Genomic DNA, 20,627 nt, shown 5'->3' with positions numbered 1-20,627 from the left:
AGCCCATGGCCGCCAAGACCCCCGCACCGCCGCCGTCGCACGTCGCGCAGTTCGAGACCTCGCTCGACGAGCTTGAACAGCTGGTCCAGAAAATGGAAAAAGGCGAGATGTCGCTCGACGAATCGCTGGCCGCCTACGAACGTGGCGTCAGCCTCTACCGCCAGTGCCAGGGCGCGCTCGAGCAGGCTGAACTGCGCGTTCGCCTGCTGACCGACCCGGCCGAACCCGACAGCGCCCAGCCCTTCCTGCCCGATGCCGGCTGACCCGCGCCTGGCGCGCTGGCTGCAGCGCGTCGAGGCCCGGCTCGAAGCCAGCCTGCCCCGGGCCGAGCACTCCCCGCAGGCGCTGCACGGGGCCATGCGCCATGCCGTGCTCGGCGGCGGCAAGCGCCTGCGGCCGATGCTGGTCTACGCCGCCGGCGCCGCCGTACAGGCCGACCAGGACCTGCTGGACGCGCCCGCCGCCGCGGTCGAACTGGTGCACGCGTTCTCGCTGGTACACGACGACCTGCCGGCCATGGACGATGACGCCCTGCGTCGTGGCCGCCCCACCGTGCACGTGGCGTATGACGAGGCCACCGCCATCCTTGCCGGCGATGCGCTGCAGGCGCAGGCCATGACCGTGCTGGCCGAAGAAGCCCGCGCCCCGCACGCCCTGCGCGTGGCCTGGCTGGCGACGCTGGCGAATGCCACCGGTGCCGCCGGCATGTGTGGTGGCCAGTCCCTGGACATGGCCGGCACCGGCGCGATGCTGGCGATGGACGAGCTCGAACGCCTGCACGCCCTCAAGACCGGCGCCCTCATCCGTGCCGCCGTGCGCCTGGGCGCCCTGGCCGGTACCAACGACAGCACGCTGCTGCGGCCGCTGGATGAATTTGCCGCCGCGCTCGGACTGGCTTTCCAGATCCGCGACGACCTGCTCGACATCGAAGCCAGCAGCGAACAGCTGGGGAAAACCGCCGGCAAGGACCAGGCTCAGGCCAAGTCCACCTATCCCGCGCTGCTGGGGGCCGACGGCGCCCGGCAACACCTGGATGCGGTCGCGGACCGCGGCCGGCAGGCCCTGGCCGGCTTCGGCGACGAAGCCGGCGTGCTGCGCGGCCTGATGGATTTCGCCGTCTCGCGCGAACACTGATACCGGAACGCGGGCAAAAAAAAGCGGCCCGAAGGCCGCTTTTTCTTCAGCGGGACGGCGCGATCAGGAGATCAGACGCAGGGTCACCGGGTAGCGGTAATTTTCGCCCTTGTTGGCGGCGACGCCGGCGATGATCATGAAGACCAGGGACGCGATCCACACCAGCGGCATCAGCAGCGCGCCGATCAGCACGAAGCTGAGCACCATGCACACGACGTAGGCCAGCAGCAGGGTGATCTGGAAGTTCAGCGCTTCCTTCGACTGGTCGGTCAGCCAGGCCTTCTCCGGTTTGTCCTTGTTGATGAGCCAGATGATCAGCGGGACGATGAAGCCCGCGATGATGCCCGACAGGTGCGTGATCAGGGCGATGGTCCGGTCTTCTTGCGGCGCAGCGGTCTGGATGGTGTCGTTCACGAGGCTCCCCTTCTGTCGAAAACGCAGCGCCTGCGGCGCCGCAACTTGGCTACTGTCAAGGCAAGTGAAGACAGTGTCAAGCCGAGGCGCCCGCCTCGCCGGCGACCATCATCCGGCCCACCAGCAGCGAACCCATGGCGACGTGTGAGCGCTTGTCGACGTCGGCACCGACCGCTTCGATGGCCTGGTACATGGCCGGGAGGTGCCCGGCGATGGTCAGGCCGTCGACCGGGTGCACGATGTGGCCCTTTTCGACCCAGAAGCCGGCGGCACCGCGGGAATAGTCGCCGGTCAGCAGGTTGGCGCCCTGGCCCATCATCTCGGTGACCACCAGGCCCGTCCCCATGCCCCGCACCATTTCGTGCAGGCCGGCGGCATTCGCGGACACCTGTAGGTTGTGGGCGCCGCCGGCGTTGCCGGTGCTTTCAAGCCCAAGGCGGCGCGCCGAATAGCTCGACAACAGGTAACGCACCAGTACACCGTCGCGCACGAGGTCCGAGTCCACGGTGGCCACGCCTTCGTGATCGAAGTCCGAGGAACGATGGCCGCGCGGCAGGTGCGGCAACTCGCGGATGTTGAACCAGTCGGGCAGGATCTTCCTGCCGGCGTGGTCGACCAGGAAACTGGCCTTGCGGTAGAGCACGCCGCCGGACGCGGCCTGCAGCAGGTGCCCGACCAGGCTGCGCGCGACTTCCGGCGCGAACAGCACCGGGTATTCGCCGGTGCGGATCGGCTTGGGGTCCAGCCTGGCGACCGTGCGTTCGGCGGCCTTGCGACCAACATGCGTCGGCGACTCCAGGTCGTCCGGGGAAACCGCGCTGGTGTACCAGTAGTCGCGCTGCATGCCGTCGCCGCGGCCGGCGATCATGGAAACGCTGATCGACTGGCTGGTGCCGCGCTCAGCGCCCAGGAAACCGTGGCTGTTGGCGTACACCGACACGCTGTCGCCGCTGTGCACCGAGGCGCCGTCGGAATTACTGATGCGCGGGTCGGCCGCGCGACCTGCGGCTTCGGCCTCGATCGCCAGCGCGATCGCCGTGTCGGCATTGATCGGCCAGGGGTGCCAGGAGTCGAAATCGCGGGCCTGGGTGGCCATTCGCGCGGCGTCGGCCAGGCCATTGCAGGGGTCGGGTTCGGTGTGCCGGGCGATGGCGCAGGCCTGTTCGACCGTGGCCGCCAGGCTGCCCGGCTGCAGGTCGGCGGTGCTGGCATTGCCCTTGCGCTGGCCGAAGTACACGGTGACGGCGACGCCGCGGTCGCGGTTGCGTTCCACCGTTTCGACTTCGCCCAGGCGTACGTTCACCGACAGCCCGCTGTCGTCGTTGAGGATGACGTCGGCCTGGCTGGCGCCGCGGGCCGCGGCCAGGCGCAGGACCTCCCGGGCGGCCTCGGAAAGGCGCGCCTGGCGGAGGGCGGAATCATCGGAAACTGCGGCCGGGTGGCTCATGGGCGTATCCTTTCGCCTTGGACGGATGGTGGACGATGCACGAAGAAGACCAATTCAACGAAGACGAAGGCGAGTTCGGCCCAAGCCGCAGCGAAGAACGCCGCGAGGCGCTGGCCGTGCTTGAGCTGGCCAAGCGCCTGGTCGAACAGCCCGACGCGCGCCTGGTGCAGATCCCGATGGACGAGGACCTGCGCGACCTGGCGCGGGCGGCGCAGCGCATCACCGCGCAGATCGCCCACAAGCGGCAGGTGCAGTTCCTGGCCAAACACCTGCGCCGGGAAGAGCCCGAGGCGCTGGACGCTATCCGCGCCGCGCTCGACCACGACAAGTCCGACCACCGGCGCGAGGCGCAGGCCCTGCACCAGGTCGAATACTGGCGCGACCGCCTGGTGGCCGAGGGCGACGCGGCGCTGACCGAGTTGCTCGACAAGCACCCCGCGGCCGACCGCCAGCACCTGCGCCAGCTGGCCCGCAATGCGGCGCTGGAAAAAACCCGCAACAAACCGCCGCACGCCTTCCGGGAACTCTTCCGCGAGCTGCGCGAGCTGCTGGCCGACGCGCCCGATACCGACTGAAGCCGTCACGCCCGGGTACCACCGACGGTCAGGGCGTCGATGCGCAGGGTTGGCTGGCCGACGCCGACGGGAACGGACTGGCCGTCCTTGCCGCAGATGCCGACGCCTTCGTCGAGCTTGAGGTCGTTGCCGACCATCGAGACGCGGTTCATCACTTCCGGGCCGTTGCCGATCAGCGTGGCGCCCTTCACCGGCCGGGTGACCTTGCCGTCTTCGATCAGGTAGGCCTCGGAGGCCGAGAAAACGAACTTGCCGCTGGTGATGTCCACCTGGCCACCGCCGAAGTTGGGCGCGTACAGGCCCTTCTTCACCGAAGCGATGATCTCGCCGGGGTCGTGGTTGCCGGCCAGCATGTAGGTGTTGGTCATGCGCGGCATCGGCAGCTGGGCGAAACTCTCGCGGCGGCCGTTGCCCGTGGGTGCCATGCCCATCAGGCGCGCGTTGAGCGTGTCCTGCAGGTAACCACGAAGGATGCCGTCCTCGATCAGCGTGGTGCACTGGGTCGGCGTGCCTTCGTCGTCCACGTTCAGTGACCCACGGCGGCCCGCGAGCGTACCGTCGTCGACGATGGTGACGCCCGGCGAAGCCACGCGTTCGCCGATGCGGCCGGCGTAGACCGAGGTGCCCTTGCGGTTGAAGTCGCCTTCCAGGCCGTGGCCCACCGCTTCGTGCAGCAGCACGCCAGGCCAGCCCGGCCCCAGCACCACCGGCAGGGTGCCGGCGGGCGCGTCCTCGGCCTCCAGGCACACCAGGGCCTGGCGCAGGGCTTCGGCCGCGACCTCGCGCGGCCTGCCGTTGGCGAAGAGCTCTTCATAGGAATAACGTCCGCCGGCACCGGCGTAACCCTGCTCGCGGCGGCCGTTCTGTTCGACGATCACCTGCACGTTGAAGCGCACCAGCGGCCGCACGTCGGCGGCGACCACGCCGTCGCTGCGCGCCACCAGCACCGTATCCACGCCACCCGAGAGGCTGACGATGACCTGCTGCACGCGCGGGTCGGCGTCGCGTAGCCATTGGTCGACCTCGCGCAGGGCGGTGATCTTGGCGTCGGCGCCGAGGCCTTCGATCGGGTCGATGGCCGGGTACAGCGACCGGCCCGGCACCACCACGCGATGGCCGGCGGATTGGGCACGGCCGTCGCGGCTGATCGCACGCGCCGCCGCCGCCGATTCCAGCAGCGTCTCGGTGCGGATGTCGTCGGAATAGGCAAAGCCGGTTCTCTCGCCGCTGACCGCGCGCACGCCCACGCCCTGTTCGATGGCGTGCGAGCCATCCTTGACGATGCCGTCCTCGACCACCCAGCTTTCGCGGCGCGAATGCTGGAAGTACAGGTCGCCGAAGTCCACGCCCGGGCCCATCAGGCGGCCGAAGGCGGGCTCGAGCGATTCCAGGCCGAGGCCGGCAGGCGTGAGCAGGCGTGTTTGCGCCAGGGTAAGGGTCTGGGTCATCCGGGGATTCGCTGAGGTAAGGCCTTAGTGTCCCAGATGCGGCCTCCGGGCGCGGCCTTCAAGGCTGGCGCGGCGTCGGTGGCGCGGCGGGCGGGCCTTTCTCCACCACTTCGACCACCGGGTCCGCCCAGTCGCCGGTGACGCGGTAGACCGTGCGCGCGGCCTCCTTGAGCGACTTCTGCAGCACCGCCTGGGCCACGGCGCCGACGGCGGCACCAACCGGCCCGCCGGCGATGGCGCCGATCGCCGGCAGGACGCCGCCGGCCTTGGGCAGCACCTCGATGCGCTGGTCGTACTGCTGGCTGCGCAGGTTGGTCGAACCGCTGACGCGGATTTCAGCCGCGGGACCGTTGATTTGCAGCAGGTCGGTGCGGGCCACGCCGTCGGCGAACACGAACTCACCGGCCATGGAGTTGAAACCAAAGCCCTTGTTGAAAAAATCCTTGAAGTCCAGGGTCAGCCGCCGCGGGATTTCCGCCAGGGAAATCAGGCCCAGCACGCGACCGCCACCGCCGGGCTCGACTTCCAGCAGCGCGCCCTCGCCCACTTCGACCTTCAGCACGCCCTCGAAGGCCGCCAGCGAGAATTCGCCCGGCGAACCGATCCAGCCGCCGTCGAGCTGGCCGGTGGTGGGGCCATCCTCGACCATGCCTGCCAGACCGAACGCGCCCAGCAGGTCGCCCAGCGCGCGGGCCGAAAACCGCACGTCGAAATCCGAGCGGGTGCGGCCATCGGGCGCCCGCAGCCAATCGCCCTGTGCGTCGAGCTGGTAACCCTGGGACCGCGTGCTGAAGGTGTCGATGTGCAGGCCTCCGGGCACCGGGTGCGCAAGAAGTTCGGCCTGGCCCAGCACCAGCGTGCCCATGCGCAGGTCGCGTACCTGGAAATCCAGCGGCGGCAGCGTGGCCGGATCCTGGCCGTCGCGGGCCGGTGCAGTGTCGTCCGGCGCCGCGGTGGCGACGGCCTCCGCCTGCGCACCTGCGGCAACCGGGTCCGCCGCAGGCTCCTCTTCGCCCGCATCCACCAGTGTCTTCTCCGGCCAGTAAAGGCGCTCCAGGCGCCCTTCCACCGCGGCGCCTTCCGCGAACGGCACGACGATGCTGCCGGCAATCTCCGGCCCGTCCAGGGTCACCCGCGTGCGCTCCTGGCCGCGCGCCAGGCGCACATGGGTGTCGGCGAACTCCGAACCCATCAGGTCGAGCTGGTCCACGCGCAGGTCCACGCTGCGCAGCACGGTGCCGCCGCCTTCCCCGGCACCGGCGTCGCTGTCCTTGCCGCTGCCCGCGAAGCCGATCCACCCGGCCGCATCCAGGGTGGCGCTCTGGCCCACCACCACCAGGCCCGAATCGGGCAGGTCCAGCGGCCCGTCCTCGCCCAGGCGAAGCGCACCGGTCAGCCGGCCCTGTTCGTCGATGCGCCCGCGCAGGCGCGCCAGCGAGCCCAGGCGCAGCTGCACCTCGCCCTTGCTCACCGGCAGCGGCACGTCCAGGCGCATGGGCAGGCCCAGGTCGGCGGCCTTGGCCAACGGCGCCGGCAGGTCCAGGCGCACGCCGGCGAGGTCGCTTTCGACCCGCAGGCGCGAGGGCGGCGCCGGCTGCCCGTCCGGCGTCACCGGCACGTCCACCAGGATGTCCCAGAAGGCACGCCCGTCCATGTGCGGATCCAGCCAGGCAAGCGGCGGATGCCGCGCCAGCAGGTCCTTCACCGGGAACTCGCCCAGCAACCTGGCGCGCGCGGCCAGCGCCGGGTCGTCGGTGTCACTGCCGACCGCCAGGTTGAACACGCCCGGCTCGCCGTCGAAAAGCACCTGCAGGTCTTCGGTGTAGAAACCACCCGCCCCGAATCGGGTGCGGCCGCTGACCTCGGTGAAAACAATGTCCCAGCGTGGGTCGGCCAGGCGCGCCTGCGCCAGGTCGAGATGGCCTTCGATGCGGCGCCCGTCGAGGCGGGCGACCAGGGGCAGGTCGAGCAGCAGCGAAACCCGGGCCAGCCCGGACACGCTGGTTTCGCGCAGGTGGTCGCCGTAGCGCTCGGCCAGCGGGCTGGCCAGCATCAGCGATTGCAGGGTCTCGCCGCGCGTCGCCGATGAGATGTCCAGCAGCAGGCGCGGGTCGCGAAACTCGGGGATGCCGCCAACCAGGTGATCGACCGGATTGCCGGCGATCGCGGCCTCACCGTCGAGCGTCATGCCCAGCCCGTCGAAGGCGATGTCCAGTTCCATGTCCTCGGCGTCGGGCCACTCGTCGCTGAAGTGCACGCGCGCGCCGGCCAGGTGGGCCCGGGCGTCGAAGCGCCCTTCGCCGTCGCGGAAAGGCCAGTGGTCGAGATCCCCGGACAGGCTGATCCGGCCGTCGCGCACCTCGCCTTCGAGCAGGGCGCGATCGAGCCAGTCGATGGTCTTCTCGGGCATCTTGCCCTGCACCCAGAACCGGCCGGCCGCGCCGACCGGGGAGGTGTCGACGACGGCAGCCAGGTCGATGCGCGGTTTGCTGCCGTCCCCCTGGAAGGCGAGTTCGGCGCGCAGCCGGGTACCGTAATCCGGGCCGCGGACCGACAGCCGGCTGGCGCCAAGCGTCCAGCCCTCGCCGTCACGCCACCAGCCGAGCAGGCCTTCGAGCTCGAAATCCAGCGGCTCGCGGAACCGCTCGGGCCACAGGAAGGATGCGGAGCCGGGACTGAGCTGCAGCACGCCGCCGTCCTGGTCCATGGCGACATGGCCGGCCAGGGCCTGCAGCCCGGGGCCACCTTCGTTCGGGTGCCAACCGACGCCTTCGAGCGCCGCGGACGCCTGCCAGTCGCCTGCGCGCCCCTGCAGGCGCACCTGGCGCAGTTCGCCTTCGGGCGCCGCCCGGTGCAGCCACTCCCGCAAGCCGTCGGGTACCTGGGCGCTGAGGCTGGCCCACTGGCGCACCGGCACCAGGTCCAGGCGTGGAGCGCGCACTGCGAAGTGTTCACCGCCGGCCAGCCACAGGCCGTCCAGGCGCCTCGGCTCGGCGCGCCCCGGATCGCGCAGGACAAGGCGCGGGGCATGAAGTTGCCAGGCGCCGTCGTCACCGGCCTGCCAGCGCGCCAGCAGGCTGGCCGACTCGTAGGCCACCGGTGGCGACGCCAGCCGGCCGTCCTCGCCCGGCAACCAGGGCTGGCGGGCGCCGATCGCCAGCGGCGAAAATTCGGCGCGGCTGCGCACGTCCATCACCCGCTGGTTGTCGATGCGGGCCCACAGGTCGAGCTTGCCCTTGCCGGCCAGGACGATGCCGGTATCGGCCATCTGCGCCGACCAGGCCTGCAACACCAGCTGCTCGCCGCCTGCCCACAGCGCGCCCGACCAATCGTCCCGGCGCAGGTCGGCCACCGCCGACAGCGGGGGCGTGGCGGGGTCGGCCCAGGCGCGCAGTCCCGCCACCACGGTGTCGCCGTCCACGCGCAGGCGGAGGTCCACGCGAGCGATTTCCAGCGGCGCACGCAGCGCCGGCGAACGCACCTGCAGGTGGGCGCGTTCAACCTGCAGTTCGCCCAGCGCCTCGAGCGTGTCGAGCGGGTCGTTGCCAGGCTTGGGCTCGAACGGCAGGCCGGCCAGGCGCCAGCGGCGATCCGGGCCCTGCTCGAGCACCAGGGACAGGTCGCGAACCTTCAGGGCGGTCAGGGGCTCGCCCGGCAGCAGACCCGAATACACGGCGACCAGCAGTTCGGCCTGGCCGACCTGGAGCTGGCGATCACCGTCGCCGATGCGCAGGCCACCGAGGGTGAAACGCGGGCCCTGGCGGGTCCATTCGCCGCGCGCGGTTTCAAAGACCACCGGTTCGCCCAGGCGCTCCGACAGCCAGTCGGCCACCTTGTCCGGATGCCTCTCGACCAGGGGCAGCAGCTGGTTGAGCGCGCCGACGCCAGTCGCCAGCAGGATGAGCAGTACGAGGAATCCGTAGCCCAGCACGCGGCGGGCATGGCGGAGGCGTCGGCGCAGCGGGCTGCTCATGCGGTCTTAGAGCAGGACCACGTCGTATTGTTCCTGAGCATATTGCTCATCGGCCTGGAAACGGATGGTCTTGCCCAGGAACTCCTCGAGCTCGGCCACGGCCGCCGATTCCTCCTCGGTGATCTTGTTGACTACCTTGGGTGACGCGATGACCAGCAGCTGCTGCGCCTCGAACTGACGGACCGCGCGGGTGATCTCGCGGAAGATTTCGTAGGTGAGGGTCTCGCAGGTCTTGAGGGTGCCGCGGCCGTTGCACTCGGTGCAGGGCTCGCAGAGCTGGCGTTCGAGGCTGTCGGTGGTGCGCTTGCGGGTCATCTCGACCAGGCCCAGCGGCGAGAATTCATGGAAGGACGTGCGGGCATGGTCGTGGGCCAGGCCTTTCTCGAGCGTGCGCAGCACCTGGCGCTTGTGCTCGTCGTCGGTCATGTCGATGAAGTCGATGATGATGATGCCGCCCAGGTTGCGCAGGCGCAGCTGCCGGGCGACCGACTGGGCGGCCTCGAGGTTGGTGCGGTAGACGGTTTCCTCGAGGTTGCGCTGGCCCAGGAAAGAGCCGGTGTTGACGTCTATCGTGGCCATGGCCTCGGTCTGGTCGATCACCAGGTAGCCGCCCGACTTGAGCGGCACTTCCTTTTGCAGGGCGCGCTGGATTTCGTCCTCGACGCCATAAAGGTCGAAGATCGGGCGCTCGCCGGTGTAGTGCTCGATGCGCGCGGCCAGCTCGGGCATGAACTGGTGGGCGAAGTCGTTGAGCCGGTCGTAGGCCTCGCGCGAATCCACGCGCACGGTGTCGACGTTCTTGCGCATCAGGTCGCGCACGGCGCGCAGCGGTAGCGCCAGGTCTTCGTAGATGCGCTGGCCGACCTTGCTGCTGGCGCTGGCCTCGCGGATCACGTCCCAGGCCTTGCGCAGGTAGGCCACGTCTTCGGCCAGGGCCTCGTCGGGCTGGCCTTCGGCATTGGTACGCACGATGTAGCCCTGGCCGCTGCCGTTGGCCAGATCGCCGACCACGGCCTTGAGCCGGTTCCGTTCGGTTTCGTCCTCGATGCGGGCGGACACGCCCAGCACCCGCGAATGCGGAAGGAACACCAGGTAACGCGAGGGAATCGACACCTGGGTGGTCAGGCGGGCGCCCTTGCTGCCGATCGGGTCCTTGACCACCTGCACGACGATTTCCTGGCCTTCGTGCACCAGCGAAGTGATCGCCGGCGGCGGCGACGGTGCCAGGACCTCGCCATCGCCCTCGCCGCTGGGCGTGGCCGGCAGCCGCAGGATGTCGGAGGCATGCAGGAAGGCGGCGCGCTCGAGGCCTATTTCGACGAAGGCGGCCTGCATGCCCGGCATCACCCGCTGAACGCGGCCCTTGTAGATGTTGCCCACGACGCCGCGGCGCGAGGCACGTTCGATGTGCAGTTCCTGCAGCATGCCGTTTTCGACCACGGCCACGCGGGTTTCGCGCGGGGTGACGTTGACCAGGATTTCTTCCGACACGGGTCGCTCCTCAGTCCATGAGGCCGAACTCGCGCATCAGCTGCGCGGTTTCGTGCAAAGGCAGGCCCATCACGCCGGAGTGGCTACCGGAAAGATGGGCCACGAAGGCCGCGGCGCGGCCCTGGATGGCATAGGCACCCGCCTTGCCGAAACACTCGCCGGTGGCGATGTAGGCGTCGATGCGGGCGTCAGTCAGTTTTTCGAAGTGCACCTGGGTGACGCAGGCCGCGTGTCGTTCGCGACCGGCGCTGAGCACCCATACCGTCGACAGGCATTCGTGCACCCGGCCGGACAGTCGGCGCAACATGCGCGCGGCGTCGGCGGCATCGGCCGGCTTGCCGAAGACCTCGTCGTCGAGCACGACCTCGGTGTCGGCGCCCAGCACCACGGCGCCCTGGCTGGCGACCACCTGGAGCAGCCCGGCGCCGGCCTTTTCCCGGGCGACGCGGCTGACGTAGGCGGCCGGCGGCTCGCCGGGCTCGCGCTGCTCGGGCACGTCGACATCGAGCAGGCCGAACTCCAGGCCCAGCTGGGCGAGCAGGTCACGGCGGCGCGGGGATTGCGAGGCGAGGTAGAGCATCGCCCAAGGATAGCCGCTCAGGCCCGGTGGTAGGGATGGTTGGCGAGCAGGCTGCAGGCGCGGTACAGCTGTTCGGCCAGCACCAGCCGCACCAGCATGTGCGGCAGCGTCAGCGGGCCCAGCGACCAGTGCTCGTCGGCTGCGGCGATGACGTCGGGGGCATGGCCCTCGGGACCGCCGATCAGGAAAACCAGGTCGCGACCCTGCTGGCGCCAGTACTCGAGCCGCTGGGCGAGTGCTTCGGAAGAATGGGCCTTGCCACGGCCATCGAGCGCGACCACCCACGCATTGCGTGGCAGCGCCGCCTGCACGCGGCCACCTTCGTCGGCGATCGCGCGGGCGGCGTCACGGCCCTTGCCGCGCTGGCCGGGCGCCACTTCGACCAGCTCCAGGGGCAGCCAGTGCGAGAGCCGCTTCTGGTATTCGGCGAACCCCTCGGCGACCCAGCCGGGTGCCTTCTCCCCGACTGCAAGCAGCCGGGCCTTCATCAGGACTCCGGGGTTTCCCCGGGGGATGGCTCGGGCGGCTGGTCGCCCACGGTCCAGAGGCGCTCGAGGGCGTAGAACTCGCGCACGCGCGGCAGCATGACGTGCACGATGACGTCGCCCAGGTCCACCAGAACCCACTCGGCCTCGCGCTCGCCTTCCACGCCCAGCGGCATGACGCCGCACTTCTTGGAGAACTTCACCACCTCGTCGGCCACCGACTTCACGTGCCGGGTGGACGTGCCCGAGACGACCACCAGGTAGTCGGCGATGCTGGTCTTGCCGCGAACGTCGATTTCGACGGCGTCCTTGGCCTTCATTTCCTCCAGCGCGGCGTGGACCTGCTTGAGCAGGGCTTCCGGCGAGGGCGCCGGATCGGGCATCCGGGTCTTGATGACGTGGGCTTGGGTGGTCAAGGCGAGCTCGTTGGGTGAATTCGGGTGCGGATTATACGCTGCGCCACCTTAAGCCGCCCGGTACAGTCCGCGGCGGGCGATTTCGGCCGCCACCGACGGCGGCAGCCAGTCGCCCGGGTCCTCGCCCGCCGCCAGGCGACGGCGCAGCTCGCTGGCAGCGGCCGGATGCGGCGGCAGGTCCAGCCTGAACAGGCAGCCGGCGGCGGATTCCGACAGCGCCGCGGGCGCCGTGGTCCACCGGCCCTCGCAGGCCTCGGACAGCGTATCGGGCAATTCCTCCAGGCCGTGTCCGGGCCGCACCGCCACCACGAGGTGGGCCAGCTCGAACAGGGCCCGCCAGTCGTGCCAGCCGGGCAGGCCGCGGAAAGCGTCGGCGCCGACCAGCCAGGCCAGCGGCGCCCGCGGGCCGAACTCGGCGCGTGCTTCGCGCAGGGTGTCCGCGGTGTAGGAAGGCCCGTGGCGGCGAAGTTCGCGGGTATCGACGGCCAGGCCGGGTTCGCCCGCCACCGCCAGGTCCAGCAGCTCGGCGCGGTCCTGCGCGCGGGCCGCGGTCGGGCCCCGGTGCGGTGGCACGGCCGCGGGCACCATCTGCACGGTGGCGCCCAGGGTGTCGCGGGCGGCGCGGGCGACCGCCAGGTGGCCGGCGTGCACCGGATCGAAGGTGCCCCCGTAGAGGATCCGCAGGGTCACGAGGCCAGCAGGCCGCGGGCGCGGCCGTCGGCAATGGCGACCAGCAGGCGTTCGAACTGCAGCCAGGCATCGCCGTCGCCGCGGCCCTTGGCGCTGCGGTCGATGCGGCCGCACTCGGCGACGAACTGTTCCCAGCGCGAAGTCGGGTGGCGCTCGAGCGCACGCCGGTAAGCCGCCTGCTTGTTTTGCCAGACGTGGGCATCACGCATCGCCGCCGCCATGCGGCCGCCTTCGCTCGCCCGGGCCAGCGCACACAAACCCAGCACTTCCCTGGCCACCATCGGCATCAGCCCGGCCACCTGCTCGCCCTCGGCGCGCAGGGCGGCGAGCATACGCACGGCGCGGGCGGACTCGCCGGCCAGGGCGGCATCGACCAGGGTGAATACGTCGAAACGCGAGGAATCCGCGACCAGCGCCTCCATCTGCGCGAGGTCGATCGCTTCGCGGGTGCCGCCGGCCAGCAAGGCCAGCTTGTCCACTTCCTGGGCGGCGGCCAGCAGGTTGCCCTCGACCCGGTCGGCGAGGCGTTGCACCGCGTCGGGCGTGGCCACCAGGCCGCGGCTGCGCAGGCGCTGGAGCAGCCAGTCGCCCAGCTCATGCGATTTGAGCGGCCAGAACACCACCAGGTGCCCGGCGCGGGCGATCGCCTCGCTCCACTTGCCGGCGTGTTTTTTGCTCCATTCCTGCGAAGTCACCAGCAGCACGGTGTCGGGCGGCGGGTTTTCGCAGTATTCGCGCAGGGCTTCACCGCCTTCCTTGCCGGGCCGCCCGGTAGGCAGGCGCAGTTCGAACAGCCGGTGGCTGGCGAACAGGCTCATCGAGGCCAAACCCTGGCTGAGCCGGTTCCAGTCGAAGTCGGAATCGACGTCGTAAACCTCGCGTTCGCCGTAACCCTGGTCGCGGGCGCAGGCACGCACGGCATCGGCGGCTTCCTGCACGAGCAGGGGTTCGGCGCCAGCCACCAGGTAAACCGGACGCAGGGCCTCGGCGGCCAGCTGGCGCGCGAACTGGGCCGGGCGCAGCTCCATCAGTCGGCGCGCAGCGCGGCGTCCAGGCGGCGCAGGATGGTGGCCACCATGTCGCGGCGCAGTTCTTCCTGCAGCAGGCGCTCTTCCGCCGGCGAGCCGATCGAACCCACGGCGTCGTAGGTGTACTCGCGGGTGAGTTCAACCGTCTGGCGCGGCACCCGGAGCTTGCGATCGGCGCCCCGGAGTTGGAACTCGACGCGGTACCGGGTCTGGTATTCACGCACGCTGGCGCCGCTCTGGAAGGTCAGCGGACGGGTGCGCATGCTTTCGGCCATCACCTGCAGGGTGGCGGCCGGCTGGCCTTCCACCGCAGGCGTGGCGCCGGCGCGTTCGAGCGCGGTGGCCAGGTCCTGGCCCAGCGGGCTGTAGGGATCGGCGGTGCTGACCGCCACCGGCCCGAGGCTGGACGCCACGGCCAGGGAAGCGCGGGGCTTGAAGCCGCAGCCGGCGACCAGCAGGGACAGGCACAACACGATCAGCAGACGGGACATCCGGTTACCCCACGACGATATTGACGATCTTTCCGGGCACGACAATGACTTTGCGCACGGCCAGGCCTTCGATGAACTTTTGCACGTTTGGCTCGGCCAGGGCCAGCGCTTCGACCGTGTCCTTGCCGGCGTTGGCCGATACCTCCAGCGTGCCGCGCAGCTTGCCGTTGACCTGAACGGCCAGGGTGACGCTGTCGCGCACCAGGGCGGCGGGGTCGGCCTCCGGGAACGACTGGTCTTCCAGCGTCGCCTCCGGGTGGCCCAGCAACTGCCAGAGGGCATGCGATGTATGCGGCGTGATCGGGTTGAGCAGCAGCACCACCGCCTGGAAACATTCCTGGCGCAGCGCCCTGCCCTGCGCCGAGGCGTCGTCGAACCGGGCGATGGCGTTGAGCAGCTCCATCACCGCCGCGATGGCGGTATTGAAGGTGTGCCGGCGGCCGTAGTCGTCGCCCACCTTCTGGATGGTTTCGTGCAGCTGGCGGCGCAGCGTGCGCTGGGCCGAGTCCATGGACGCGACGTCGAGCGCCGGCGCCGGGCCGGCGGCCACGTGCTTGTGCACCTGGGTCCAGAGCCGGCGCAGGAAACGCGCCATGCCTTCGACGCCGGCCTCGTTCCACTCCAGGCTCTGTTCGGGCGGCGCGGCGAACATCGAGAACAGGCGCACGGTGTCGGCACCGTACTTGTCGACCATGGTCTGCGGGTCGACGCCGTTGTTCTTGGACTTGGACATCTTTTCGGTGCCGCCGATGTGCACCGGCTGGCCGTCGGCGCGATGCACGGCGCCGGTGGCATGGCCCCTGGCGTCACGCTTGACGTCGACGTCGGCCGGGTTGATCCAGTCCTTGGAGCCGTCGGCATTGTCGCGGTAGTAGGTGTCGGCGATCACCATGCCCTGGCACAGCAGGTTGGTGGCCGGCTCGTCGCTCTTCACCAGCCCGGCGTCGCGCATGAGCTTGTGGAAGAAGCGGAAATAAAGCAGGTGCATGATCGCGTGTTCGATGCCGCCGATGTACTGGTCGACCGGCAGCCAGTAGTTGGCGCGCTCGTCCACCAGGTCCCGGGCGCCGGGCGAGGTGTAGCGCGCGTAGTACCAGCTCGACTCCATGAAGGTGTCGAAGGTATCGGTTTCGCGTTCGGCCGGGCCGCCGCAGCCCGGGCAGGTGGTCTTGCGCCACTCGGGATCGGCCTTGATCGGCGAGGCGACGCCGGTGAATTCGACGTCCTCGGGCAGCTTCACCGGCAGCTGGTCTTCCGGGACCGGCAGCGCGCCGCACTTCCCGCAGTGGACGACCGGGATCGGGCAGCCCCAATAACGCTGGCGGCTGACGCCCCAGTCGCGCAGGCGAAAATTGATGCGCCGCTTGCCCAGGTCGCGCTTGTCCAGTTGCTGCGCCACGCGGTCGAAGGCGGCCTGGTAACCCAGGCCATCGAGGTCGCCGGAGTTGACCACCCGCAGGCGCGGGTCGGTCTTGTCGGCGTACCAGTCGTGCCAGGTGGCGGCGTCGTAGGATTCACCCTCGAGCGCGATCACCTGCCGGACGGGCAGGCCGTACTTGTGCGCGAACTCGAAGTCGCGCTGGTCGTGGCCGGGCACGGCCATCACCGCGCCGGTGCCGTAACCCATCAGCACGAAGTTGGCGACCCAGACCGGCACCGGCTCGCCCGAAAGCGGATGGGTGGCGTACAGGCCGGTGAAAACACCCTTCTTTTCCTGGGTCTCGAGCTCGGCCTCGGTGACCCCGCCCTTGCGGCACTCATCGACGAAGGCCTTTACCTCGGCATTGCCCGACGCCGCCCACAGCGCCACCGGGTGCTCGGCGGCGACCGCCAGGTAGGTCGCGCCCATCAGGGTGTCTGGACGGGTGGTGAAAACGCGCAGTGGCTCGGCCATCGCCTCCATGCCGAACACGATCTCCATGCCCTCGCTGCGGCCGATCCAGTTGCGCTGCATGGTCTTGACCGCATCGGGCCAGCCCGGCAGGTCGTCCAGGCCGTCGAGCAACTCCTGGGCGTAGTCGGTGATCTTGAGGAACCACTGCGGGATCTCGCGCTTCTCGACCAGGGCGCCCGAACGCCAGCCGCGACCGTCGATGACCTGTTCGTTGGCCAGTACGGTCTGGTCGACCGGGTCCCAGTTGACGACCGAATTCTTGCGGTACACCAGGCCCTTTTTCATCAGCCGGGTGAACATCAGCTGTTCCCAGCGGTAGTAGTCGGGCGTGCAGGTCGCGAACTCGCGGGTCCAGTCGTAGGCGAAGCCCAGGCGCTGGAGCTGGCCGCGCATGTGCTCGATGTTCCTGTAGGTCCACTTGGCGGGCGCGGTCTTGTTCTTGATCGCGGCGTTCTCGGCCGGCAGGCCGAAGGCGTCCCAGCCCATGGGCTGCAGGACGTTGAAACCCTTCATGCGCCGGTGCCGGCTGATGACGTCGCCGATGGTGTAGTTGCGCACGTGGCCCATGTGCAGCGCACCCGAGGGGTACGGCAGCATGGACAGGCAGAAGAACTTCGGGCGCGAGGCGTCCTCGGTGACCTGGAAGGCCCCGGTGGCCTGCCAATGGGACTGCGCGGCGGTTTCCACCGCCTTCGGGTCGTAGGCGCTGGGATCGTGGGTGTCGGACATGGGGGATGCAGGCTGAAAAAGCAGGCGCCCAGCGTAACAAATCCGGCTTCACTAGGCGCTCCCGGACTGCGGTTACCATCGGGTCATTCCCACCGGAGACCACCCGATGCGCCCGACCCCGCTGGAGCTGGCCCTAGCCATTGCCCTCGCCCTGCCCGCCGCCGCCCAGGCACAGAGCCAGGCCCTGCACTGCGGCAAGCTTTTCGACCCGGGCTCGGGAAGGAACCTGGACCAGCGCACCGTGCTGGTCGAGGCCGGCAAGGTCACCGCGGTCAGGGCGGGTTTCGAGTCGCCCGCCGGCGCGACGGTCGTGGACCTGCGCGGCCACACCTGCAGCCCCGGCTGGATCGACCTGCATGTGCACCTGGACCACGAATCGAGCCCGGAGCGGTATTCCGAAGGATTCCGGCTCAATCCCGAATTCACCGTGCTGCGTTCGGTCGAATACGCCCGCCGGACCCTGCGGGCCGGCTTCACCACCGTGCGCGACCTGGGCGGCGAAACCACCCTGGCCCTGCGCGACGGCGTCGACCAGGGCTGGGTGGAAGGCCCGCGCATCTTCGCGGCCGGCAAGTCCATCGCCACCACCGGCGGCCACGCCGACCCCACCAATGGCTACAGCCACCTGCTGGCCGACGCCCTGGGCGAGCCGGGCCCGGCCGAAGGCGTGGTCAACAGCCCGGACGAAGCCCGCCAGGCCGTGCGCCAGCGCTACAAGGACGGCTCGGACGTGATCAAGATCACCGCCACCGGCGGCGTGCTCAGCTACGCCCGCAGCGGCGACGCGCCGCAGTTCACGGTCGATGAGATCGAGGCGGTCGTGGATGCCGCGCGCGACTATGGCTACACCGTGGCGGCGCACGCGCACGGCAAGGAAGGCATGCGCCGGGCGATCGTCGGCGGCGTGGACACCATCGAACACGGCACCTACATGGACGACGAACTGTTTGCGCTGATGAAGAAGCACGGCACCTGGTACGTCCCGACCATCAGCGCGGGGCGCTTCGTGGCCGAAAAAGCGAAGATCGACGGGTATTACCCCGACGTGGTGCGGCCCAAGGCCGCGCGTATCGGGCCGCAGATCCAGGGCACCCTGGCGCGGGCCTGGAAGGCCGGCGTGAAGATCGCCTTCGGCACCGACAGCGGCGTCAGCCTGCACGGCGAGAACGCCGATGAGTTCATCTACATGGTCGAAGCGGGCATGCCGCCCGCCGAAGCCCTGCGCGCGGCCACCGTGCACGCGGCGTCGGTGCTGGGACGCGACGACCTGGGCACCCTGGCGCCCGGCAGCATCGCCGACATCATCGCCATGCCCGGCGATCCGCTGCAGGACATCGCGGTGGTGAAGAAGGTCGACTTCGTGATGAAGGGCGGCGAGGTGGTGCGCGCGCCCTGACGGCCTGGCCCGTTCGCGGCGAAGCGAACCGGCCCGGGCCCGTCTATTCCCAGCGAAAAACCTCCTCGACGCCGGCGCCGAAAGCACGGGCGATCCGGAACGCGAGCTCCAGCGAGGGCGCGTATTTCCCGGCTTCGAGCGCGATGATGGTCTGGCGCGTCACGCCGACCTCGCGCGCCAGCGCTTCCTGGGTCATCTCGCCGCGTTCGAAGCGCAGGCGACGGATGTGGTTGCTGATGGGCGTGCCGGTCATGCCCGACGGTCCCGCCAGTAGGCCGCCACCGTGACCGCGTACTCCACCAGGCTGTGCCAGACCAGGCCGAACAGCAGCAGGTGGGCGATGGTGATCGGCGTGGCCCAGGCGAGCCGCTCGGCGGGCGAGAAGCCGAACATGAAAGCCAGGCCAAGCACCACGGCGACCAGCGCGGCGCGGGCCCAGCCTGCCGCCTTGCGCTCGATGTCGCGGTCGCGCTCGTCTTCGAGCACCTTGCCCTGCCAGCGCCATTGCAGCGTTTGCGACACCACGGCCCAGGCGATCAGCAGCAGCACGATGTTCCGGCCGATCCGTCCGAGGTCGCGATGGTCGCTGGCGGCCGCGATGACGTCCGCCTTGGTCAGCAGGTAGGCGGCCACCAGGGCAGTGAAGCCCAGGCCTATCCATGCCCGCCACTCACCCGGCGACACCTCGTCGTCGAGTTCGCCGCGGGGAGCCGCCGTGACCCCATACAGCGCCAACCAGGCCACCAGGACCGACAGGCCGACGCTGAGCTTGCCCAGGTCCATGCCCAGGATTTCCTCCGGCCCGGCCAGGAGCATCCAGAACGAGGCACCCGCCAGCGCCACCAGAACCGCCAATCCCCACTTCGGCCACCGCATGGTCCGCTCCGCTTTACTAAATGTAATGTTGAGCTTACATCCTGACCCGGCAATGTCAAGTACACCGTACATTGGCTTGTGAGTGGCCGTGGCTGGCACCATCTCCCGATTCCCCAGGAATTTCCGGACCCGCCATGACTGCAGACAACCCCCACGTCTTCGACGCCAGCCTTCCCTCGTTCGAACAGGACGTGCTGCTGCGCTCGAAGGACGTCCCGGTACTGGTGGACTTCTGGGCGACCTGGTGCGGGCCCTGCAAGTCGCTTGGCCCGGTGCTGGAAAAGCTGGCGGCCGAGTTCAACGGCGGCTTCCTGCTGGCCAAGGTCGACGTCGACAAGGAACAGCAGCTGGCCGGCTATTTCCAGATCAAGTCGGTGCCGACGGTGATGCTGGTCAAGGACGGCCAGATCGTCGACGGCTTCCCCGGCGCCCTGCCCGAAGGCCAGCTGCGCCAGTTCCTGAGCCACCACGGCGTGACGCCGCGCGAGGCCGAGGAACCGGCCGAGCCCGAGGCCCCGGCGCCCCTGGACCCGCACGAGGACGTCGTGCGCCTGCGCGCCGCCACCCAGGCCGAACCGGACAACGAAGAAATCAAGCTCGACCTGGCCCTGGCCCTGCTGCGCACCGGCGCGGTGGCCGAGGCCGAAGGCCTGCTGGACAAGCTGCCGGCCAACCTGGCCCAGGACGACCGGGCCCTGCGCGGCCGCGCCCGCCTGGGTTTCGCTGCCCTGCTCAAGGACGCGCCACCGCCCGACGTGCTGCACAAGGCCATTGCCGCCAACCCCGCCGACCTGCGCGCACGGCATTTGCTGGGCGCGATGGATATCGTCGAAGGCCGCAGCCAGGACGGGCTGGAACAGTTCCTGGAAATGCTTCGCCTGGACCGCAACTTCGAAGACGGCCTGCCGCGAAAAGCCCTGATCGACGCCTTCCGCGTGGTCGAGGACGAGGACCTGGTCGGCACCTACCGCCGCAAGATGGCTTCGCTGCTGTTCTGAGATGAAAGCCTCGCGACTTCGCCTGATGTTCCGCGTCTGGCCGCCTTTCCTTTTCGCCGGCATCCGGGTCACCCACATCGCCGACGACTTCCGGCAGGCCCGGGTCGAACTGCGCCAGCGCTGGTACAACCGCAACTACGTCGGCACCCACTTCGGCGGCAGCCTGTTCGCGATGGTGGACCCGTTCTGGATGATCCTGCTGATGCGCCGGCTCGGGCCCGGTTACCTGGTCTGGGACCAGGCCGGCGAGATCCGTTTCGAAAAACCCGGCCGGGGCACCGTGGTCGCCCAGTTCCAGCTCGAGGACGCCGTGGTGGACCAGGTCCGGGCCGCCGCCGCGGGCGGCGACAAGGTTCTGCACTGGTTCGAGACCCCGGTGACGGACGCAACGGGCGATGTCGTCGCCAGGGTCCGCAAGCAGGTCTATGTCCGACTCAAGCGCGATCGCCGCGATTCGGGAGCAGCCGGAAAAACGTGACGCAATTCACATTTTTACGCCCGGCTTGCCTGAACGGCTGGCTCCCGTATGCTGGAGGGCCCGCCCCCCGCCCCTCCCGATCGC

20 protein-coding genes are annotated in these 20,627 nt (G+C 69.7%); 6 read left to right on the top strand and 14 right to left on the bottom strand.

Annotation, left to right across the window (positions count from 1 at the left end):
* The first annotated feature begins 5 nt into the window (after positions 1–5).
* A complete protein-coding gene (locus tag ACYVJH_RS01155) occupies positions 6–263 on the top strand; it encodes an exodeoxyribonuclease VII small subunit (protein ID WP_460452834.1) in 258 nt (85 codons plus the stop codon).
* Entirely contained in the window at positions 253–1,134 is an 882-nt protein-coding gene (locus ACYVJH_RS01150; protein WP_460452833.1) for a polyprenyl synthetase family protein, read from the top strand. The genes ACYVJH_RS01155 and ACYVJH_RS01150 overlap by 11 nt, the downstream gene beginning before the upstream one ends.
* A gap of 63 nt (positions 1,135–1,197) precedes the next feature.
* Here the strand turns inward: ACYVJH_RS01150 and ACYVJH_RS01145 are convergent, their stop codons facing one another.
* Entirely contained in the window at positions 1,198–1,548 is a 351-nt protein-coding gene (locus tag ACYVJH_RS01145; RefSeq protein ID WP_460452832.1) for a DUF4870 domain-containing protein, read from the bottom strand.
* Between the two features lie 76 nt (positions 1,549–1,624).
* Positions 1,625–2,995 carry a metalloprotease PmbA gene (pmbA, locus tag ACYVJH_RS01140; RefSeq protein WP_460452831.1) on the bottom strand — a complete coding sequence of 457 codons (1,371 nt, stop codon included), beginning with the start codon at positions 2,993–2,995 and terminating at the stop codon, positions 1,625–1,627.
* A 35-nt stretch (positions 2,996–3,030) separates the two neighbouring features.
* Here pmbA and yjgA point away from each other — a divergent pair, with 35 nt between their 5' ends.
* Entirely contained in the window at positions 3,031–3,570 is a 540-nt protein-coding gene (yjgA, locus tag ACYVJH_RS01135; protein WP_460452830.1) for a ribosome biogenesis factor YjgA, read from the top strand.
* Between the two features lie 5 nt (positions 3,571–3,575).
* Here yjgA and tldD read toward each other — a convergent pair whose 3' ends face one another.
* From tldD to leuS, 10 genes are read right to left on the bottom strand one after another with little or no spacing between them, the layout of a single operon-like run.
* Positions 3,576–5,018, bottom strand: coding sequence for a metalloprotease TldD (tldD, locus tag ACYVJH_RS01130; protein WP_460452829.1), 1,443 nt, complete (start codon positions 5,016–5,018; stop codon positions 3,576–3,578).
* Between the two features lie 58 nt (positions 5,019–5,076).
* On the bottom strand, positions 5,077–8,991 hold the full coding sequence (locus tag ACYVJH_RS01125; RefSeq protein ID WP_460452828.1) for a YhdP family protein: 3,915 nt from the start codon (positions 8,989–8,991) through the stop codon (positions 5,077–5,079).
* 6 nt (positions 8,992–8,997) lie between these two features.
* On the bottom strand, positions 8,998–10,482 hold the full coding sequence (rng, locus tag ACYVJH_RS01120; RefSeq protein ID WP_460452827.1) for a ribonuclease G: 1,485 nt from the start codon (positions 10,480–10,482) through the stop codon (positions 8,998–9,000).
* Positions 10,483–10,492: 10 nt separating this feature from the next.
* Positions 10,493–11,062 carry a Maf family protein gene (locus ACYVJH_RS01115; protein ID WP_460452826.1) on the bottom strand — a complete coding sequence of 190 codons (570 nt, stop codon included), beginning with the start codon at positions 11,060–11,062 and terminating at the stop codon, positions 10,493–10,495.
* Positions 11,063–11,079: 17 nt separating this feature from the next.
* Positions 11,080–11,550, bottom strand: coding sequence for a 23S rRNA (pseudouridine(1915)-N(3))-methyltransferase RlmH (gene rlmH / locus ACYVJH_RS01110; protein ID WP_460452825.1), 471 nt, complete (start codon positions 11,548–11,550; stop codon positions 11,080–11,082).
* Positions 11,550–11,963, bottom strand: coding sequence for a ribosome silencing factor (gene rsfS / locus ACYVJH_RS01105; protein WP_460452824.1), 414 nt, complete (start codon positions 11,961–11,963; stop codon positions 11,550–11,552). The genes rlmH and rsfS overlap by 1 nt, the downstream gene beginning before the upstream one ends.
* A gap of 48 nt (positions 11,964–12,011) precedes the next feature.
* Positions 12,012–12,653 (bottom strand): nicotinate-nucleotide adenylyltransferase, encoded by a 642-nt coding sequence (gene nadD, locus ACYVJH_RS01100; protein WP_460452823.1) that lies wholly within the window; start codon positions 12,651–12,653, stop codon positions 12,012–12,014.
* Positions 12,650–13,681 (bottom strand): DNA polymerase III subunit delta, encoded by a 1,032-nt coding sequence (holA, locus tag ACYVJH_RS01095; protein ID WP_460452822.1) that lies wholly within the window; start codon positions 13,679–13,681, stop codon positions 12,650–12,652. Before holA ends, nadD begins: the two co-directional genes overlap by 4 nt.
* On the bottom strand, positions 13,681–14,172 hold the full coding sequence (locus tag ACYVJH_RS01090; RefSeq protein WP_460452821.1) for an LPS-assembly lipoprotein LptE: 492 nt from the start codon (positions 14,170–14,172) through the stop codon (positions 13,681–13,683). Before ACYVJH_RS01090 ends, holA begins: the two co-directional genes overlap by 1 nt.
* Positions 14,173–14,176: 4 nt before the next feature.
* Positions 14,177–16,795 carry a leucine--tRNA ligase gene (gene leuS, locus ACYVJH_RS01085; RefSeq protein ID WP_460452820.1) on the bottom strand — a complete coding sequence of 873 codons (2,619 nt, stop codon included), beginning with the start codon at positions 16,793–16,795 and terminating at the stop codon, positions 14,177–14,179.
* A 106-nt stretch (positions 16,796–16,901) separates the two neighbouring features.
* Between leuS and ACYVJH_RS01080 the strand changes: the two genes are divergently transcribed.
* On the top strand, positions 16,902–18,191 hold the full coding sequence (locus tag ACYVJH_RS01080; RefSeq protein WP_460452819.1) for a metal-dependent hydrolase family protein: 1,290 nt from the start codon (positions 16,902–16,904) through the stop codon (positions 18,189–18,191).
* 43 nt (positions 18,192–18,234) lie between these two features.
* Here ACYVJH_RS01080 and ACYVJH_RS01075 read toward each other — a convergent pair whose 3' ends face one another.
* The gene (locus tag ACYVJH_RS01075; RefSeq protein WP_460452818.1) at positions 18,235–18,444 is read right to left on the bottom strand and encodes a helix-turn-helix transcriptional regulator; all 210 of its coding nucleotides are present in this window, start codon (positions 18,442–18,444) and stop codon (positions 18,235–18,237) included.
* Complete coding sequence (locus ACYVJH_RS01070) at positions 18,441–19,067, bottom strand: hypothetical protein (RefSeq protein ID WP_460452817.1); 627 nt, start codon at positions 19,065–19,067, stop codon at positions 18,441–18,443. Before ACYVJH_RS01070 ends, ACYVJH_RS01075 begins: the two co-directional genes overlap by 4 nt.
* A 134-nt stretch (positions 19,068–19,201) precedes the next feature.
* Between ACYVJH_RS01070 and trxA the strand changes: the two genes are divergently transcribed.
* Together trxA and ACYVJH_RS01060 are read left to right on the top strand one after the other, a co-directional pair.
* Complete coding sequence (gene trxA, locus ACYVJH_RS01065; RefSeq protein ID WP_460452816.1) at positions 19,202–20,065, top strand: thioredoxin; 864 nt, start codon at positions 19,202–19,204, stop codon at positions 20,063–20,065.
* A gap of 1 nt (position 20,066) precedes the next feature.
* A complete protein-coding gene (locus tag ACYVJH_RS01060; protein ID WP_460452815.1) occupies positions 20,067–20,543 on the top strand; it encodes a DUF4442 domain-containing protein in 477 nt (158 codons plus the stop codon).
* Positions 20,544–20,627 lie beyond the last annotated feature (84 nt).

It is taken from the genome of Arenimonas aestuarii, from assembly GCF_054781715.1.
Note: the sequence above shows the minus strand (reverse complement) of the source record. Positions and strands in the feature narration are given on the sequence as shown.

Excerpts from the sequence above, each read along its gene's own strand:
- ACYVJH_RS01155 (WP_460452834.1), top strand. The coding sequence starts at position 6 with ATGGCCGCCAAGACCCCCGCACCGCCGCCGTCGCACGTCGCGCAGTTC.
- ACYVJH_RS01150 (WP_460452833.1), top strand. The coding sequence starts at position 253 with ATGCCGGCTGACCCGCGCCTGGCGCGCTGGCTGCAGCGCGTCGAGGCC.
- pmbA (WP_460452831.1), bottom strand. The coding sequence starts at position 2,995 with ATGAGCCACCCGGCCGCAGTTTCCGATGATTCCGCCCTCCGCCAGGCG.
- yjgA (WP_460452830.1), top strand. The coding sequence starts at position 3,031 with ATGCACGAAGAAGACCAATTCAACGAAGACGAAGGCGAGTTCGGCCCA.
- tldD (WP_460452829.1), bottom strand. The coding sequence starts at position 5,018 with ATGACCCAGACCCTTACCCTGGCGCAAACACGCCTGCTCACGCCTGCC.
- ACYVJH_RS01125 (WP_460452828.1), bottom strand. The coding sequence starts at position 8,991 with ATGAGCAGCCCGCTGCGCCGACGCCTCCGCCATGCCCGCCGCGTGCTG.
- ACYVJH_RS01115 (WP_460452826.1), bottom strand. The coding sequence starts at position 11,062 with ATGCTCTACCTCGCCTCGCAATCCCCGCGCCGCCGTGACCTGCTCGCC.
- rlmH (WP_460452825.1), bottom strand. The coding sequence starts at position 11,550 with ATGAAGGCCCGGCTGCTTGCAGTCGGGGAGAAGGCACCCGGCTGGGTC.
- holA (WP_460452822.1), bottom strand. The coding sequence starts at position 13,681 with ATGGAGCTGCGCCCGGCCCAGTTCGCGCGCCAGCTGGCCGCCGAGGCC.
- ACYVJH_RS01090 (WP_460452821.1), bottom strand. The coding sequence starts at position 14,172 with ATGTCCCGTCTGCTGATCGTGTTGTGCCTGTCCCTGCTGGTCGCCGGC.
- leuS (WP_460452820.1), bottom strand. The coding sequence starts at position 16,795 with ATGTCCGACACCCACGATCCCAGCGCCTACGACCCGAAGGCGGTGGAA.
- ACYVJH_RS01080 (WP_460452819.1), top strand. The coding sequence starts at position 16,902 with ATGCGCCCGACCCCGCTGGAGCTGGCCCTAGCCATTGCCCTCGCCCTG.
- ACYVJH_RS01075 (WP_460452818.1), bottom strand. The coding sequence starts at position 18,444 with ATGACCGGCACGCCCATCAGCAACCACATCCGTCGCCTGCGCTTCGAA.
- ACYVJH_RS01070 (WP_460452817.1), bottom strand. The coding sequence starts at position 19,067 with ATGCGGTGGCCGAAGTGGGGATTGGCGGTTCTGGTGGCGCTGGCGGGT.
- trxA (WP_460452816.1), top strand. The coding sequence starts at position 19,202 with ATGACTGCAGACAACCCCCACGTCTTCGACGCCAGCCTTCCCTCGTTC.
- ACYVJH_RS01060 (WP_460452815.1), top strand. The coding sequence starts at position 20,067 with ATGAAAGCCTCGCGACTTCGCCTGATGTTCCGCGTCTGGCCGCCTTTC.